Raw genomic sequence first — 17,385 nt, 5'->3', positions numbered from 1 at the left:
ACTAAAAATAAATAATTTATGTAATTATTTAGGGTAAATACAGTGCGATATGCGAATAAGAACTACATATTAAGATATTATGGAGGATGTAAGAACAAGTAAATTTTGTCAAAGCTGTGGTATGCCCATGAGGAAGGATCCTCAACATGGCGGACTTAATAAAAATGGAACCAAGAGTGCTGATTATTGCAGTTACTGTTATGTAAATGGTGAATTTACATTTAATGGTACAGTCAAGGAAATGCAAGCTTTTTGTAAACAGAAAATGATTGAACAAGGTTCTCCTAAATTTTTAGCTTGGTTATTAACCAGAAGTATTCCAAGACTCTCACGTTGGAGAACGAAACCGAGGTAATTATTTAAAATCAGTTGGGTGATATGGTACATAAAATTATTGACTATATACTAAATGCTGGTGGTATTCAGGTATTATAACTGTTTGTATGTCTGTCTGATGAATATGTTTTTCAACACTTTACTTCTCTTAAAATCCTTTTTTATATTGATAATTATCATTGTACAAACATCTCTATTTCAATAATTTAATGTAATTATTAATCTTTAAATTAAATAAGCCATGTCTGTTTTAAAAGTAATTGAAGTATTAGGGAATTCAACCGTTAGTTTTGAAGATGCCGTTTCAAATGTTGTTTCTGAAGCATCAAAAACGGTAAAAAACATCAAATCTGTATATGTAGAGGATATGCAGGTTACTGTTGAAAACAATGCCATTAAAGAATATCGTGTAAATACAAAAATCTGCTTCGGCATTATGGATGAGTAGTCACTTTTTATGAGAGCTAATCAAAAATAGTTAACCAGTTTATTCACTCTAAAAACCTCGAATTATGAAAAAATTAGTAATCGGTCTATTTCTAATAGGGCTAACCACCCAAATTTATGCTCAAGATCCAATTCTACAACCGGCAGTTATAATTGTGCATAATTATAAATACTTGAGCAGCACAGGCTCAGAGGATTTAGCTATACCTGTTGAACAACTGCAAATTATGGTAAGTGATTTTAATGTGGAAACGTTGGACATTTATTCAGATGAATATGATTTGTATGATGTTTATTTTATTATTCCTAAAGGAAAAGTACTAGCTTCATATGACAGGGATGGAAATTTATTGAGAACTGCTGAAAGATATATAAATATTGATTTGCCTTTACAAGTTAAAAAAGCAGTTAGTAAAAGATTTCCTAATTGGGACATATCAAAACATTTATATGTTGTAAATTATCATGAATCCAAAAACATAAAAAAGTTATACAAACTTACCCTTGAGAATGGAGATAAGCGTATTAAGGTAAAAGTTGATGATACAGGTGTTTTTCTATAAATGTTATTATAAAGCAATATCCAAAAAGAGAAGCTTTTTAAACCTGTAAGATTTTTATAATCTTGCAGGTTTATTATAAATGGCCATCAATATTTTGTTACCAAAGGAGGTGATATAAATACCAAATTCCTTTTATAGAAACCGAAATTAGTGAGGCTAGAACTGGTCAACTTACACATCCATAGCATACCAAAATATTTAGTAAGCCCAATTCTTGTGCCTGTATTGTAGCAAAATAGGGTGATACTTGCGTAATATGTTACTACACGTCAATTGGCACTAAAAATAATATAAGGTATGATTTAGATAGTGAGATAATCAAAGCAATTCGATTGTTCGAAAAATTATCGATTTAAAACACAAATAAATGATATTTATCATTTTCTAAAAAAGGATCATAGGATACATTTAGTTAGGATATTTTTAATCAAAATGAAAATAATATGAAACTAAAACCTATAATTTTTGTTATACTTTTAATAACCTTAAGCTGTAACACAAATAAACGGCAAAAAGAAATTTCTGAATTAACCCCTTTAACAAAAATTGAATCGATTGATAAAGTAAGTGCCAATATTGTCGGAGATTCAATAGGGTATAAGCTTATGGTGCAGAAGTGCTATATCTGTCATTTTGAAAAACCAGACCCATCAAAAAGAAACCAAATGATAGCGCCTCCAATGCTACGTGTTCAAGAGCATTACAAACTTAGTTTTACTAATAAACAAGAGTTCGTTGATGCAGTTGTAAACTTCGTTAAAACACCTTCAGAAGAGAAAACACTAATGCCCGGAGCTGTGAAGAAATTTAAATTGATGCCAAAATTAATTTATAAAGATGCTGATTTACGTTTAATAGCAGAAACCATATATGATTACGATTTTGGATCTGCTCCGAAAGCGAGAAAGCGAATGTTGGGAACTAATAAAATTCAATTGAACAATGGTAAGAAATGGAAATTGAGTCCAAAATCTGTTGAGCTAATGCAGGAGGCTATAAAAAAGGTAAATAATTTTAAATCAGATAATATTTCCGATTACAATCAATTAGGTAAAGAAGTTTTTAATAAAGCAAAACAAATAATGTTGGATGACGCACATACAGGGGAAAAGTTTGATCAAATACACCTTTTCTTTTATAGAATAGAAGATAATATGCACCTTTTAATGGCAATAAAATCAATTGATACAGCAAAATTCCAATTTTCTGAATTAAAGAGAAAACTCAATGAATTTGATACTTATTTTGAATAAATATCAATATAAGGATACTTAGAAATAAATGTAAAAAACAACTGTTTATAAAGGAATATAGAAAATCCAATCTGATATATATCATTGTCAAAAACCTAAGGATAGGATAGTTTTATAAGTAACCGCTTCAATCACTTAAAACTATAAACCATGAAAGGATTAGAAAAATACGAGATTATATATTTATTAAAGAATAATTATATAGGTCAACTCTCTTTTTTTTGGAAAAATAAACCTTATGTTTTACCAATAACCTATTACTATAGTGAAGCGGATAATTGTGTTATAAGTTATTCCGGAGAGGGGCATAAAATAGATGCTATGCGATTAAATAATGCAGTATCTATTGGAGTAACGGAAGTAAGATCTGTTAATAATTGGAAGTCAGTATTGATGCATGGTGAATTTGAAGAGTTAGATGGCGCATTCGCAAAACAACAACTACACAAGTTTATCAACGGCGTTAAAAAAATTATATTTTTTAAAGAAGGTATCTATCCAGACTTAATTAGCGATTTTTCTTCAAAAACTACAACAAAAGGGCTACCGATTGTATACAGAATTAAGATAAGAGAAATAACGGGCAAGTCTAGGAATTATTAAATTCTAATGTTATGAAACTAGCCTTTGGAATTCTTATGATATTGCATGGGTTACTCCATTTAATAGGTTTTGCTAAGGCGTTTTTTACTACAAAAACACCCATGCTAGTATTAGGGATTTCTAAACCTTTTGGAGTATTGTGGTTGTTTGCTTTTGTGCTTTTTATGGTTTCTTCAACGTTATGGTTCAATAATAAAAAGTGGTTTTATTTAGTATTTGTAGCAGTATGTATTTCGCAAATTTTAATTATTCTAGCTTGGAAAGAAGCAAAGTTTGGAAGTATAGTCAACGCAATTATTTTGTTAGTAGGTATTTCTCATTTAGCAGATTTTAAGTTTAATAAGATGGTTCAAAAAGAATCGGTTTTACTATTTAAAAAAATCGAAAAAAACTATGATGATGTCATTTCTAACAAAGATGTTGAGCATCTTCCCGAAATTGTTCAAAAATGGATGAAGAACTCTGGAGTTATTGGAAGTCCTAAAATAAATTCAGTAAGATTGCAACAAATAGGGCATTTGAAAAATAAGCCAACTGGCAAATGGGTGCCATTTACTGCAAAACAATATTTCAATATCGGTAAGCCATCTTTTGTTTGGTCAGCTAAGATCCAATATAGTAGTTTGCTTTATATATTGGGCAGAGATAAACTTAATGAAGGAAATGCTGAAATGCTCATCAAAGTTTGGGGTGTTATTCCAGTGGTGGATGAAGTTGATAATTTTAAAATTGATTCTGGGAGTATACAGCGTTTTTTAGGAGAAATGTGTTGGTTTCCTTCAGCAGCCATAAGCGATTATATAAGTTGGGAATATGTAGATGATACTTCAGCTAAAGCTATATTCTCCTCTAAGTCGCAATCAGTTTCAGGGATTTTTAGGTTTAATGCTAAAGGTGATATTGTTTCTTTTGAAACTGATCGTTTTTACGGAGGGGGATCAGATTCAAAAAAGGAAAAATGGATTATTGATGTAATAGATTATAAAGTTTATGATACCTATAGAATACCATACAAATGCAAGGTAACCTGGCGATTAAGAGAAGGTGATTTTAATTGGCTGAATCTTGAAGTTTTAGATGTTGATTATAACATTTTTGAGCCTTTTGAAAAGATGTTGAATTAATATTATTGTTTACTAAATCTAGTATTAGATAAGCAATATACTGACAAATATCATTTTAGAAATTGAATCTGTGCACTAAATTTGTTAAGTTAAAAAAGCCATTATGAAAACCATATTGTATGCCACAGATTGTACCGTTAACGATGCATCATCATTAAAGTATGCTTATCGTTTTAGCTCCATTATGAAAGCAGATTTACATGTTTTACATGTGTATGAGTTTCCTCCCATTTCTTATTTAACTATACAACATCCAGACAACCTAAAAAAGAGGATGCATAGAGAACAAATGGAACTGTTAGATAAGTATTGTAAAACAAGCTTAAAAAACGAATTTCAGCAAAGACCTATTACTACTCATGTTGTAGAGAGCAATTCTGTCTCAAACAGTATTTTACGTCTTTCAAAGATATTAAGTCCTGACTTAATTTTTATTGGGATGAAAGATAGCCATAGTACAAGGGGCTATTTTTCTGGTAACATTGCTAATACGCTATTAGAATCAATCGAAATACCATTATTAATCATACCAAATGGCATGATGTATAATACTATTTCTACGATAGTTTATGCTACTGATTTTGAAGAATATGATATTGTATCGTTAAAAAAACTTGTTGAAATCGCAAAACCCTTTTCGGCGCTTATAGAAGTTATTCATGTATATAAAACTAATGAGGAGGCACCGGTAAAATTACTTATGGAACAATTTAAGGATAGAGTTAGGAAGGAGTTGTCATACCCCGAAATAGCATTTAAAACTATTGCATCCTCCAAAATAAAATCAGGTTTATTAAGTATTTTGAATAGAGAAAACGCAAATGTATTGGCAATGTTAGAACGTACACATGACTGGAATCTAGCAAATTTATTTCATAAGGATTTGGTAAAAGATATGGAATCTGAAATTTCCATTCCTCTATTAGTGTTTAATAAGCATAGCATGAGCATAGAAAATCCTGTTTTTTCAATTGATGATGGTGTGATGGCTTATTAGGTGTAATGGGGGTGTGTTTTTTACATCTATTTTAGTTACATTTAATATCTATTCGGTGTCAGTTGTAGATAGTTTTTAAGTGACACCGAATTAGCCCCTTTTAAGATGATATTATTTGATACTAAATGAAATTATATAAAACAAAAAACCCTGTAAATAAATGATTTACAGGGTTTTTTTGTTGCCTTTTATAGGCTTTTCGCGGAGAAAGAGGGATTCGAACCCCCGGAGGTGTGACCCTCAACAGTTTTCAAGACTGCCGCATTCGACCACTCTGCCATTTCTCCTTAAATGTCTCATCAGGCTATCTGCCTGAATGCGGGTGCAAATATAGAACCCTTTTTTAATTCTTTCAAATAAAACATCAATTTTTTCAATTTAATCACGGCAGTACTTCAATCTATTTATTTTATTCAGCATTTTATAAAAAAAAGCTTTACAAACCTTATTTTTGCACAAAATAAATTGTTGATGTCTAATACAATTAAACAGTTACAATGGCGATATGCTACCAAGAAGTTTGATAGCAATAAAACATTGCCAGAGGACAAGCTCAATATTCTTAAACAAGCATTTAATCTAACGGCAACCTCTTACGGTTTGCAAACTATAAAAATGCTGGTTATTAAGGATAGAGTTTTAAGGTCTAAGCTTGTAGAGCACTCATACAACCAAAAACAAGTACTGGATGCATCGCATCTTTTGGTCATTTGCATACAGGAAAATATTTTAAACATTGATGTTAATCAGTATTACGATAACATAAAAGATATCAGGGAAACCCCCGAAACTATATTAAAACCTTATCGCGAGGGGTTGATCGATATGATAGCCAAAATGTCAATCGAAGAACGTCAAAAATGGTCTACAAACCAAGCATACATTGCATTGGGAAATTTAATGACCGTGTGCGCCATAGAAGCCATAGATGCATGCCCTATGGAAGGATTCATACCTTCAAAATATGATGAGATTTTAGAGTTAAAAGAACAACAGCTAAAAACGGTATTACTACTTCCGGTAGGATATAGAGCAGAAGATGATATCTTTTCAGGGTTCAAAAAAGTTAGAAAACCAATTGAACAAGCTGTAATAGAATTATAAATTATTTGGGCGTTACCCACAAGGGGTCGGGCTTTCGGCAGTCGCTCTCTCCTGCGTCGAGGAGCTTCAACAAATGCCTTAATCCCTAACGCAGTTTAGGATAAATTAAAGTAAACTTATGCCAGGATTTGAATTATTCGGAGATTTAGAAAGAAAAGAAGTAAATGACGTCCTAGACAATAGCGTTATAATGCGATATGGTTTTGACGGTATGCGTAAAGGCCATTGGAAAGCAAAAGAGCTTGAAAAAGAATTACAAAACACGTTTCAGTCCAAGTATGTTCAGCTAGTTTCAAGCGGAACAGCGGCAGTTTCAGTAGCACTTGCGGCTGCAGGAGTAGGCGCGGGAGACGAGGTGATTATGCCTTCGTTTACATTTGTAGCTAGCTTTGAAGCTATAATGCTACTTGGTGCTATTCCTATCTTGGTAGATGTAGACGATACTTTGGGGCTACACCCAGAGTCTGTAGAGAAAGCTATAACACCAAAAACAAAAGCCATAATGGTAGTGCAAATGTGCGGGAGTATGGCAGATATGGATGCACTTCAAAACATAGCATCAAATCATAATTTACTATTAGTAGAAGATGCATGTCAAGCCATTGGCGGTACCTACAAAGGAAAACCTTTAGGAAGTATTGGCGATTTGGGTTGCTTCTCTTTCGATTTTGTAAAGACAATAACTTGTGGCGAAGGAGGTGCGGTAATTACCAATAATAAAGAATACTATACAAATGCGGATCATTATAGCGATCATGGGCATGACCATATTGGCAGTGATAGGGGAGCCGAAACCCATCCGTTTTTAGGTTATAATTTTAGAATTTCAGAACTGCATGCTGCCGTAGGATTGGCACAGGTAAAGCGATTGCCAGAGTTTTTAACAATTCAAAAGCGAAACTTCAGTATTATAAGGGATGCCCTTAGTGAAATTCCAGAAGTAACGTTTAGAACCGTTCCGGAAGGTGGGGTAGAAAGTTGTGCCTTCCTAAATTTCTTTTTACCAGATTTGGCAACTGCAAGAAAGGTGATTAACGGATTTAAAGACAAGGGAGTGGATGCCTGTTGGAATTATTACGATAACAATTGGCATTATATAAGGAAATGGGAACACTTAAAGGAGTTAAAATCCTTATTTCCAATATCTAAAGAAGTAAAAGAACGACTAAGGTATCTAGAAACTAAATCTTTTGAAATTTCAGACCAGTACATAGCTAGAAATATCTCTTGTTTAATTAAATTGTCATGGACGGAAAAGGAGGTTATTGAACGTGCAGAGAAAATGGCAGATATTATCAAACGTGTGCTTAACTAAATAAGATCCTGTTGAGATTTATCTGTAGGTTCTCCATTCAAGTCTATATGTAAAAACAATCCATAAAAATGAAGAAGTGGCATATTTTAGTTATAATTTTCGGTATAGCTAAAATATGCGCACAAGACATTGATATCTTCAAACAATATCATGGTCGCTTTAGTTACACCGCAATAGGTAATACATTAAACCCAGCAGAGAATAATTTAAGCACCTTTTGTGAGATACTTCCTTTATCCAGTGCAGATTTAAATATGCCATCCTCCCAAATTATTAAAGAGGCTTTTATATATTGGGCGGGATCTGGTAGTGGCGATACATCCATAACACTTAATGGAACAGATATTGAAGCTGATGACACTCTTAATGTTACATATTCAGATTCTTTTAATGGAGATCTAACCTATTTTTCTTGTTATAAAAACATTACCGATTTAGTAATAAACACAGGAAATGGAACATATACTGTAGAAAATTTAAATATAGATGCTGTACTTGCCGAAAATCCGGGGTATTGCAACAACAGGACAAATTTTGCTGGTTGGTCTATTTTTATAATTTATGAGGAAGATACATTGCCACTTAATCAGGTAAATTTATTTCATGGATTGGAGATTATTAATAGAGAAAGTCAGCGTATTGATATTACTATCTCAAATTTGAATGTAATAGATAACGCAGATGCTAAAATAGGGTTTTTGGCTTGGGAAGGAGATCAGGCTTTAAATTTCGGAGAATCACTTATTTTTCAAGGCATTGCTTTAGAGGATTTACCATTAAATCCGCGTGATAATGCTTTTAATGGCACCAATACATATACAAGATCCAGCACATTGTACAATATGGATTTAGATGTTTACGATATTGAGGATATTATAAAGATTGGAGATACAGAAGCAACTGTAACATTAACTACAGGAGATTTTAATCCTGAAAACGGCGTGTTTAGTGCAGATTTAATCATTATAAATAATATCATTACGGTTTTAAACAGTCAATTACCTGATGCTACGCCTGTTATAGATAATATCTCGATTGTATGCGATAGTCAAGAGATTATTGTAGAGTTTACAGTTAATAATTTTAATTCAACGGAAGTTTTACCCGCGGGAGTTCCTATTTCATTTTATGCAAACGGCACCTTTTTGGGGCAAAGTAATACAACTACCGCACTTGATATAGGCGAATCAGAAAGTGGTGTTATACAATTAACAGTTCCTAATAGTATTCTAAATGATTTTGAATTGTTTGTTGTAGTTGATGACGACGGTACAGGCAATGGTACTATACAAGAAACTAATGAATCTAATAACGAAGTTTCTCAATCTATATCGCTAATTAGTGCACCTATAGTGATTAATATCCCAGTTGTAGAAGCTTGTGATGAAGGGAATAATACATCAGTATTTAATTTAACCGAGATTGAAGGTGTTATCACTACTGAACCAAATATTATTTATACTTATTACGAGACATTAGAAGATTTAAATAGTTTTACTAACCCTATTTCTGCACCAAATAGTTATACCAATATAACTTACCCGCAATCTGTTTATGTTACGTTAAATAACGGATCTTGTATAGAATTTGTTGAGTTACCACTAAAAATAAATAATTGTTTTGAAGAAATAGAACAGGAAGGGATTTCACCTAATGATGACGGTAAAAACGATGATTTTTCCCCTGATCAAGTCTATGGTATTTTTGAAAATCTAGAGATAAAAATTTTCAATAGAAACGGAACTCTTGTCTTTGTTGGGTATAATAAAAATCCATGGAACGGTTATTCAAACAGAGGAATAAATAGTGGAAACCTTCTCCCTGTGGGTACCTATTATTATGTGCTTCATCTCAATGATCCTAATTACAGTAAGCCTGTTACGGGGTGGATATATTTAAACTACTAAAAGGTTCTGCTGCAAAATGAAACATGTTTACATTTTAGTTATACTTTTCATCGTTTTTTTAAAGGGCTTAAATGCGCAACAAGATCCGCAGTATACGCAATATATGTATAACCAAGCCATAATTAATCCAGCTTATGCCGGCTCTAAAGAGTATCTACAAATTACTACTTTATACAGAAACCAGTGGACAGGTTTTCCCGGTGCTCCCAAAACCATTACAATTTCAGGGCACGGGCCAATTAGTAATCAGATGGGTTTAGGTGTGTCTGTAATATCAGATCAACATGGCCCAGTTAAAGAAAACAATCTTTACACAGATCTTTCATATACTATCAGAATCAATGATAAACTTAACTTGGCATTAGGAGTTAAAAGCGGTATTACAATGCATGATATTGGTTTAGCAACGGTTAATGTAATTGATGACAATGACCCTTTTTTTTCCAGAAATATAAATGAAAATAACGTAAATATAGGAGCGGGAGCGTTTTTATATACTAACAATTACTATGTAGGTCTGTCTATGCCTAATATGTTAGAGAGTGTACATTTAAATGAAAATGGAATACGATTAGGTTCTGACGTATTACATTACTTCGTAACTGCAGGATACGTTTTTCAATTAGCACAAACCACAAAGTTTAGACCTTCTTTCATGGTGAAGTCCACCTTAGAATCTCCAGTTTCATTTGACCTTAATGCTAACTTTCTATTTTTTGAAAAATTGGAACTGGGCACATCTTACAGATATCAGGATGCTCTTAGTTTCCTGATTAATTTTGCTGTATTACCAAATATTCGGTTGGGTTACGCATATGATTATGTAGTATCAGATATTAGTTATTCAGGCCCATCTTCTCATGAAATTTTTCTTCAATTTGATTTAAATTTTTCTTCGAATAGAAAAATTTTATCACCTAGGTTTTTCTAAAACATCATAACGCTCTTTGAGTGATTTGGTTGCTATTGATTATATATACAGTTATGTATGGTTTTTGTTGTGGTGCTGAATTACTAGTTGTGATTTACTTATCATAAGTTTGTTGTAAACATCAAATCATGATAGTAAACTATACAAAATTTGTCGGATTTCTTTTTTTAATCTCTACACTTACATTTGCTCAGGAAATGCCAATTGGCTTTTCCAATGCATCAGATGAGTTTACAGCTTTTGGTGGTAGCGGTTTTTCAAGAAGGGGTAGTGTTACAGATGGCTCAGATATGGTAGGCGAGTTTTCGAACCATGGTTCTGATCCATGGCAAGGTTTCACAATAGATTTAGTGCGCCCTATAGATTTAGGTTTGCAAAAAACGATAAATCTTGATTTTTATGCCTTTGATCCAAACGGACACCAGATTACATTAAAATTAGAAGAAGGCACTAATCCAGACGTGCAAGTTACCGTGTCTACATTAGCCGCTTCTGGATGGAGAAATGGTCTTGTATTCGATTTCTCAAACGCTGTATTAAGTTCGGATGGTGTTTCAGCAGTAAATGGCTCTGGCACCTACAGCAGGCTCACTATTTTCATAGATGGAGGGAGTTTAATATCTGGTACCTACTTAATTGACGACATTGATGATGGCTCTACACCAACAAATCCTAATAATCTGGACGTTATCTATAATGATTTGGTTTGGTCTGATGAATTTAATACCCCTGGCAAAACAGCTATCAATAGTTCCAATTGGTTTCATCAAACGCAACTGCCATCAGGTGGAAGTTGGTTTAATGGAGAAGTACAACATTACACAAATCGTATCGAAAATTCTTTTGTGGAGGATGGGAATTTGAATATTGTAGCTATTAAAGGGTCCTTTACCGATCAGGGAGAAACCAAACAGTATACGTCGGCTCGATTAAATTCTAAATTCGCGTTTACCTATGGAAGAGTAGATGTTAGGGCTAAACTTCCATTTGGAGATGGCACATGGCCTGCTATTTGGACTTTAGGTAAGAATATTACCGAAACAGGAGCCTATTGGCAAACACAAGGTTTTGGCACAACACCTTGGCCAGCATGTGGAGAAATAGATATTATGGAGCATGGTTTGGGGGATGTAAATCATACATCAAGCGCGATACATACGCCTTCAAGTTTTGGAAATACGGTAAACGTCGCATCACAACAACTTACTGATTTGGCAAATAACTATCATGTGTACTCCATGAATTGGTCACCAAATCAAATTACTTTTCTTGTAGATGATGTGGCCTATTATACTTATAATCCTTCGGTTAAAGACAATAATACATGGCCATTTGATTTAGATCAATATCTTCTTTTAAACGTGGCTATGGGAGGAATATCAGGAGCAATAGATCCAAACTTTACCCAAAGTGCTATGGTAATAGACTATGTGAGGGTGTATCAAAACTTAGGTTTAAGTATTGAGGACAAAACCTTAAATAAAGTTAAGGTTTATCCAAATCCTGTAAAAGACAAAGTCTTTATTGATACACTGTTAGACATTAGATATGTAAAAGTTTTTGATACATACGGAAAACTCATTCTTCAGAAAGAAACATCCATCAAGTCCGTTGCTGTTTCAAATCTCGACACTGGCATTTACATAATGCAAATCATTACAGATAAAGGGTCGATAACACGAAAAGTAATAAAGATTTAATTTTTAAATTTTTAAGCGCGAAATTTTCAGCGTAAAAACATTGTCTTTCTATAAGTCCGTATGAGATAAATTACTTAACTTTAAGAGCCTTTCGTCTTAAAAAGAGTTGCCACTTTCTTTTCTACAATGTTATTCCTAAGTTTTGATTAATAGCAAAGTCAGAATGATTTATTTCATTTTGAAAAAAATATGATGACATATCGTAAGCTATACGATGTCTACATATAACTTTAAAGCTATTAACTATGAAACGAATTTTACACGCTGCACTTTTTATTTTAATGTTTTGCTATACTTTTAAAGGTATTTCCCAAACATACAAGACCGATACAAAAGATATTTTTACATGGAATACTGCTGCAGACGACTGGGAGCTAGAATTACATGAGGTTTACACCTATGAAAATGGAGGTGACAAAGAAACCAAGATTACAGGTTACGCCATGCCTGGAATGATTTTAACCCATCAAAATATCAAGATGTATAATGGTAATAACGATATAATTTCTGATGAGAGACAAGCATGGAATAGTGTTACCAGCCAATGGATAAACTCTACATTAGTAGAATATACTTATGATGCGTCAGGTAATCTTACTGGGGAAACCCATAAAACTTTCAATTTTATACAGAATGATTATATAAATAGTTTTAGAGAGGTGTATTCTGATTACTCTGGTTCTGATTTCGGTAAACAAACTAGCCAAAATTGGGATACAAATACAAACCCAAACCAATGGGTGAACGATGAGGAATTAGTTATTATGTATATGTCTCCCGGAAACCCTGAAAGTGCCATATTTTATGAATGGGATAACGGAGCTTGGAGTGCCTATGAAAGGGTGGAAGCAACATATAGCATGGGTATGATCTCTGAGACCTTATCCGAGGAGTACAATGGCAGTACTTGGGAAGAGTCTGAAAGAACTTTTTTTACTTATGAAAACGGATTGGAGAAAGAATTGCTCACTCAAATCAAATCAGGAATGGATTGGATTAATGAAGATAGGGACACAAGTGGATATGATGCAAATGGAAACAGAATCGTTTTTACTTTAGAGTCATGGGACGTACCATCTGACGATTGGGAACCATACTATAAAGAGGAAAAATCGTTTTCAATGGCAGGTCCTTTAAGTACAGATTTATTTGAGGATGAAAACTTTAAGGTGTATCCAAATCCAGCGAAGACTATAATTAATATTTCATCTAAAATTGCGATAGACAAAGTTGAACTGTATAATGTTCTAGGCTACAAAGTTTTGGAAACCTATAATGCCAAACAATTGAATATAGAAAACCTAAGTGGTGGCATCTATTTATTGAAGGCTTATGGTAATAAAGCTACCACAACCAAACGTATAGTTGTTGAATAAAAAATTGAAGAGGCTATTAATCGGGAGAAAAGGGGAGTTGTAGCCTAGTGTTATGCTCCTCTTTTTAATACTTTACGTATTCCACAATTTCTAATCCATAACCAATCATACCAACGCGTTTGGTTTTTTCGCTATTGGAAATTAGCCGCAGTTTATGTATATCTAAATCATGAAGAATTTGTGCACCTATGCCAAAGTCGCGTGTATCCATGTTTATCCTTGGCGCTTTTAAAACTTCATTTTCTTTTTGATTGTTCTTTAAAAAATCTAAACGATTTAAAATATTAGTGGCTTGTATTTCTTGATTAATAAAAATGATGGCGCCTTTTCCAAAATCGTTTACAGTTTTAAACATAGCGTTTAATTGTTCGTCAACGTTATTGGTAAGCGTGCCTAGGATATCATTATTTATTAGGGTTGAATTTATCCGTGTTAATACAGGTTCGTTATTTTTCCATTGCCCTTTGGTAAGTGCAATATGTATTTGATTATTGGTGGTTTGCTTGTATGCACGTAGCCTGAAATTACCAAATCGGGTATGAATTTCAAAATCTTCCATTTTTTCGATAAGGGAGTCATGTTGCATACGATAGGCCACTAGGTCCTCAATAGAAACAATCTTAAGATCAAACTTTTTTGCTACTTCAGTAAGTTGGGGTAAACGTGCCATAGAACCATCTTCGTTCATAATTTCAACAATTACTCCAGCAGGTTCTAAACCTGCTAATCTTGCAAAATCGATAGCGGCCTCTGTGTGTCCGGTTCGTCGTAAAACACCACCTTCTTTAGCAACTAGTGGAAAAATATGTCCCGGTCTTGCCAGTTCAAAAGGTCGTGTTTCGTTATCTATAAGGGCCTTTACTGTTTTTGCCCTGTCACTTGCAGAAATTCCTGTGGTAACGCCATTTCCCCTTAAATCCACAGATACGGTAAATGCAGTTTCCATAGGGTCGGTATTATTATTTACCATCATGTTTAACTCAAGATCCTTACATCTATTTTCCGTAAGTGGTGCACAAATTAAACCTCTTCCATGGGTAGCCATGAAGTTTATCATTTCTGGAGTCACTTTTTCGGCAGCAGCTACAAAATCACCTTCGTTTTCCCTGTTTTGGTCATCTACAACAATAATTACCTTTCCATTTCTAATATCTTCAATGGCATCGTGAATGGTATCTAATTTAAATTTCGTGGTGTTTTCTGTAGTCATAGGTTCTGCTATCATGTTGCAAAGATATTGCTAAATTTATATATGAGTAATATCCCTATTAATCTTTCCTTTTAGAAAAAAGTGGGTAATCATATAAAATGGCATCCCTAGTATTAATAAAAGGATATTTGGCTTTTTATCGTCTAATTCAGCCGCCTTATACAAAGCATAAATATTTAGGATTGACTTGGTGTAGTAAATAACATAAAGGGCTAAGGCAATGATGCTAAGCTGAATTGATGCGGACTCTAGAGAAGGTAATTTATTATTTTTAAAAACAAAATGGAGCACTAGAAGAATAGCTCCTATGCAAAATAAAATAATAGCGAATAAAGCATGGTCCTTGTAATCTTTTAGTTTTGGAGAGACCTCTTCTAAGTTAAAACGAGATTCTTGAACTTCATTTTCCGTTGTAATGCTAAAGGTCTTTTTCGGATTTAAGTATAATGCTTCACTCGTAGCTTTCTTTTGATAGAGATAAAAAATGAAGTACAAAGGCAACCCGAATAACAGGTATACAACTGCATTCATCCCTGATTCCTTTCCAAGATGTTTATTTAAGTTAGAACTGCTTATAAAGGATTTAACGAGCGCAAATAAATAAACAACACCTATTATTAGGCCAATTACAAATAATGTATTCCCAATAAGAGGATATGTATTATTTTCCAGGACTAGTCCGCCAATAATCAAAGGGAAAGCAATGGCATAAAGTATAAATGCTAATTTTGAATCTTCATCAAATTTATATTTAAGGCGAATGCCTTCCTCAAATTTTTGATTATCAAAATTTCCGCTAAATTTAAGTTGCTGGTTGGAAATTCCTCTAGAATTTAAAATTGAAACTGCTGTGTTTCTGTGTGTCCTAGAATATCCATATTGGCTGTAGTTCTTAATTACTTTTATAAGTTCCTTCTCATCATAGGACCTTAAAGTTTTATATTCTTCGGTTTCATCTTCAAAAATCGATGTATCTATTTCAATATCTTTCTTCTTAATGCCAAATAGTTTCTTAATCGGCTCTAAAACCCCTTCAGTTTCAAATAAGCCTCTATCTGCCGTTGCTTTTTTGGTTAAATAAACACCAAGCGGCAACATGATTAACGTGGAAAACCAACTAGCCAAAATAGGATTGAAACTTCCATTTTTAGCACTGTTCATCGCAAAAATCCCAATAAAATGATAGGTTAAAAACAGTAAAATTGCAATTACCATTGGCAACCCAATACCACCTTTTCGAATTAATGCTCCTAGTGGGGCTCCAACAAAAAACAAAATGATACACGCAAAGGGAAGGGCAAGTTTTTCGTGAAACGAAATTATATGCCTGTTATACCACTTTTTCCTTGGTTCTAAATTTGTTTTCTTATTTTTAATGAGTTGATCTATGCTATTTATATTACTAATAGCAGTGTTTACAAATTGGGAGTTTTTCTTATTGCTAAATAAGTCTCTCAATTCGCCAGTATAGATAGAATCCTTAGGAATGGTGTTTTTTTGGATTTTAATACTATCTTTTTCTATTTTATTTCCATTTATATCTAAACCTTTTTCTTTAAATTCCTCTGGAGCCGGAAGCTCTACAGGCGGTTTTAAGGACTTGTCGATATTAGATCTTTGATACAAGACTCTGCCAAAGTCCTGCATGGTTTTTTCATGCTTTATGGTTAGGGAATCTATAGTATAGTCTAGTTCAGAAACATTTAGCATACTATACTTATTGGAATAAGACTTGTCATCCATATCAACCGTTTGAAGATTAGACAAATCGATATTCATAGTATAAACTTCAAAGTTACTTTTGGCGAAAGGGTACTTTTTTCTGTCTTTTATCTTTTTAGGATATACATCCTCGTAAAAATTGCCATCGTACAGCACTAGTTTTAAGACATTAGAATCTTCTCTACTAATTAATTCACCAGTTTTTGCAGTGATTGTAGTGGCATTGCGCCTACCATCTCTAGCTTTTTTGTGAATGATTACATCTTCTAAAAACTGACCCTTATCTCCAGTTTTCTTCGCTACTTTGATGTTATATGGCGTAGATTCTATCTCGTTAAACTGTCCTTCGGCTATTGCCATTGAAGGTTTTACTTTAGCTAAATTTTTTCTTAGGTTGAAAAAATTAAACTCTCCCCAAGGAATCACATTATTTGAAAACCAGAACGTAACAAATCCGAGCGCTACAATAAATACTCCCAAACTTGCCATGGCGCGCTGTAAAGAAATACCGGTAGATTTCATAGCAGCAAACTCATAGTTCTCGGCAAAATTACCGAACACCATTATGGACGTGAGCAATATAGTAAGCGGTAATACAAGCGGTATTAGTTTTGGTAGCCCATATACAATGAACTTCATAATAGTGCTTAAATCCAAATCTTTTCCTGCAAGCTCTTTAATGTACAGCCATATCATTTGCAGTACAAAAATTAGCAGCAAAATTGCAAATACACTTAAAAAAGTTCTAAGGTATGTCGTTAGTATGTAGCGGTCTAGAATTTTCACAAGGATGCGAC

15 protein-coding genes and 1 tRNA gene are annotated in these 17,385 nt (G+C 33.4%); 13 read left to right on the top strand and 3 right to left on the bottom strand.

Annotation, left to right across the window (positions count from 1 at the left end; all coding sequences use genetic code 11):
- Positions 1 to 79: 79 nt before the first annotated feature.
- From EYD45_RS06765 to EYD45_RS06735, 7 genes are all read left to right on the top strand, one after another.
- Entirely contained in the window at positions 80 to 355 is a 276-nt protein-coding gene (locus tag EYD45_RS06765; RefSeq protein WP_130963784.1) for a zinc ribbon domain-containing protein, read from the top strand.
- A gap of 222 nt (positions 356 to 577) precedes the next feature.
- Positions 578 to 784, top strand: a complete 207-nt coding sequence (locus EYD45_RS06760) for a dodecin family protein (RefSeq protein ID WP_130963783.1) — start codon at positions 578 to 580, stop codon at positions 782 to 784.
- A gap of 64 nt (positions 785 to 848) precedes the next feature.
- Positions 849 to 1,346: a nicotinate-nucleotide adenylyltransferase gene (locus tag EYD45_RS06755; protein WP_130963782.1), complete on the top strand. Its 498-nt coding sequence runs from the start codon at positions 849 to 851 to the stop codon at positions 1,344 to 1,346.
- 443 nt (positions 1,347 to 1,789) lie between these two features.
- Positions 1,790 to 2,599 carry a hypothetical protein gene (locus EYD45_RS06750; RefSeq protein ID WP_130963781.1) on the top strand — a complete coding sequence of 270 codons (810 nt, stop codon included), beginning with the start codon at positions 1,790 to 1,792 and terminating at the stop codon, positions 2,597 to 2,599.
- Between the two features lie 150 nt (positions 2,600 to 2,749).
- Positions 2,750 to 3,202, top strand: a complete 453-nt coding sequence (locus EYD45_RS06745) for a pyridoxamine 5'-phosphate oxidase family protein (RefSeq protein WP_130963780.1) — start codon at positions 2,750 to 2,752, stop codon at positions 3,200 to 3,202.
- A gap of 11 nt (positions 3,203 to 3,213) precedes the next feature.
- Positions 3,214 to 4,326, top strand: a complete 1,113-nt coding sequence (locus EYD45_RS06740) for a DUF6544 family protein (protein WP_130963779.1) — start codon at positions 3,214 to 3,216, stop codon at positions 4,324 to 4,326.
- Positions 4,327 to 4,429: 103 nt separating this feature from the next.
- Positions 4,430 to 5,323, top strand: a complete 894-nt coding sequence (locus tag EYD45_RS06735; protein WP_130963778.1) for a universal stress protein — start codon at positions 4,430 to 4,432, stop codon at positions 5,321 to 5,323.
- A 202-nt stretch (positions 5,324 to 5,525) separates the two neighbouring features.
- On the opposite strand, the gene EYD45_RS06730 is transcribed toward EYD45_RS06735, so the two are convergent.
- Positions 5,526 to 5,610, bottom strand: a tRNA-Ser gene (locus tag EYD45_RS06730).
- Between the two features lie 184 nt (positions 5,611 to 5,794).
- Here EYD45_RS06730 and EYD45_RS06725 point away from each other — a divergent pair.
- The 6 genes from EYD45_RS06725 to EYD45_RS06700 all read left to right on the top strand — a co-directional run bounded on the left by EYD45_RS06725 (position 5,795) and on the right by EYD45_RS06700 (position 13,656).
- Positions 5,795 to 6,427 (top strand): NAD(P)H-dependent oxidoreductase, encoded by a 633-nt coding sequence (locus tag EYD45_RS06725; RefSeq protein WP_130963777.1) that lies wholly within the window; start codon positions 5,795 to 5,797, stop codon positions 6,425 to 6,427.
- Between the two features lie 118 nt (positions 6,428 to 6,545).
- Positions 6,546 to 7,742: a DegT/DnrJ/EryC1/StrS family aminotransferase gene (locus EYD45_RS06720; protein ID WP_130963776.1), complete on the top strand. Its 1,197-nt coding sequence runs from the start codon at positions 6,546 to 6,548 to the stop codon at positions 7,740 to 7,742.
- Between the two features lie 68 nt (positions 7,743 to 7,810).
- Complete coding sequence (locus tag EYD45_RS06715) at positions 7,811 to 9,649, top strand: T9SS type B sorting domain-containing protein (protein WP_130963775.1); 1,839 nt, start codon at positions 7,811 to 7,813, stop codon at positions 9,647 to 9,649.
- A 16-nt stretch (positions 9,650 to 9,665) separates the two neighbouring features.
- Positions 9,666 to 10,580 (top strand): PorP/SprF family type IX secretion system membrane protein, encoded by a 915-nt coding sequence (locus EYD45_RS06710; protein ID WP_130963774.1) that lies wholly within the window; start codon positions 9,666 to 9,668, stop codon positions 10,578 to 10,580.
- A gap of 128 nt (positions 10,581 to 10,708) precedes the next feature.
- The gene (locus EYD45_RS06705) at positions 10,709 to 12,280 is read left to right on the top strand and encodes a family 16 glycosylhydrolase (protein ID WP_233702553.1); all 1,572 of its coding nucleotides are present in this window, start codon (positions 10,709 to 10,711) and stop codon (positions 12,278 to 12,280) included.
- 245 nt (positions 12,281 to 12,525) lie between these two features.
- On the top strand, positions 12,526 to 13,656 hold the full coding sequence (locus EYD45_RS06700) for a T9SS type A sorting domain-containing protein (RefSeq protein WP_130963773.1): 1,131 nt from the start codon (positions 12,526 to 12,528) through the stop codon (positions 13,654 to 13,656).
- Positions 13,657 to 13,720: 64 nt separating this feature from the next.
- Here the strand turns inward: EYD45_RS06700 and ribB are convergent, their stop codons facing one another.
- Positions 13,721 to 14,881, bottom strand: coding sequence for a 3,4-dihydroxy-2-butanone-4-phosphate synthase (gene ribB, locus EYD45_RS06695; protein WP_394343479.1), 1,161 nt, complete (start codon positions 14,879 to 14,881; stop codon positions 13,721 to 13,723).
- Positions 14,882 to 14,902: 21 nt separating this feature from the next.
- Positions 14,903 to 17,374 carry an LptF/LptG family permease gene (locus tag EYD45_RS06690; protein ID WP_130963772.1) on the bottom strand — a complete coding sequence of 824 codons (2,472 nt, stop codon included), beginning with the start codon at positions 17,372 to 17,374 and terminating at the stop codon, positions 14,903 to 14,905.
- Positions 17,375 to 17,385: the final 11 nt, after the last annotated feature.

Source organism: Hyunsoonleella flava (genome assembly GCF_004310325.1).
Taxonomy (GTDB): domain Bacteria; phylum Bacteroidota; class Bacteroidia; order Flavobacteriales; family Flavobacteriaceae; genus Jejuia; species Jejuia flava.
The sequence above is the reverse complement of the archived record's forward strand: the minus strand, read 5'-3'. Positions and strand labels throughout refer to the sequence as shown.

Coding starts and splice junctions, on each gene's coding strand:
- EYD45_RS06765 (WP_130963784.1), top strand. CDS start 80: ATGGAGGATGTAAGAACAAGTAAATTTTGTCAAAGCTGTGGTATGCCC.
- EYD45_RS06760 (WP_130963783.1), top strand. CDS start 578: ATGTCTGTTTTAAAAGTAATTGAAGTATTAGGGAATTCAACCGTTAGT.
- EYD45_RS06755 (WP_130963782.1), top strand. CDS start 849: ATGAAAAAATTAGTAATCGGTCTATTTCTAATAGGGCTAACCACCCAA.
- EYD45_RS06750 (WP_130963781.1), top strand. CDS start 1,790: ATGAAACTAAAACCTATAATTTTTGTTATACTTTTAATAACCTTAAGC.
- EYD45_RS06745 (WP_130963780.1), top strand. CDS start 2,750: ATGAAAGGATTAGAAAAATACGAGATTATATATTTATTAAAGAATAAT.
- EYD45_RS06740 (WP_130963779.1), top strand. CDS start 3,214: ATGAAACTAGCCTTTGGAATTCTTATGATATTGCATGGGTTACTCCAT.
- EYD45_RS06735 (WP_130963778.1), top strand. CDS start 4,430: ATGAAAACCATATTGTATGCCACAGATTGTACCGTTAACGATGCATCA.
- EYD45_RS06725 (WP_130963777.1), top strand. CDS start 5,795: ATGTCTAATACAATTAAACAGTTACAATGGCGATATGCTACCAAGAAG.
- EYD45_RS06720 (WP_130963776.1), top strand. CDS start 6,546: ATGCCAGGATTTGAATTATTCGGAGATTTAGAAAGAAAAGAAGTAAAT.
- EYD45_RS06715 (WP_130963775.1), top strand. CDS start 7,811: ATGAAGAAGTGGCATATTTTAGTTATAATTTTCGGTATAGCTAAAATA.
- EYD45_RS06710 (WP_130963774.1), top strand. CDS start 9,666: ATGAAACATGTTTACATTTTAGTTATACTTTTCATCGTTTTTTTAAAG.
- EYD45_RS06705 (WP_233702553.1), top strand. CDS start 10,709: ATGATAGTAAACTATACAAAATTTGTCGGATTTCTTTTTTTAATCTCT.
- EYD45_RS06700 (WP_130963773.1), top strand. CDS start 12,526: ATGAAACGAATTTTACACGCTGCACTTTTTATTTTAATGTTTTGCTAT.
- ribB (WP_394343479.1), bottom strand. CDS start 14,881: ATGATAGCAGAACCTATGACTACAGAAAACACCACGAAATTTAAATTA.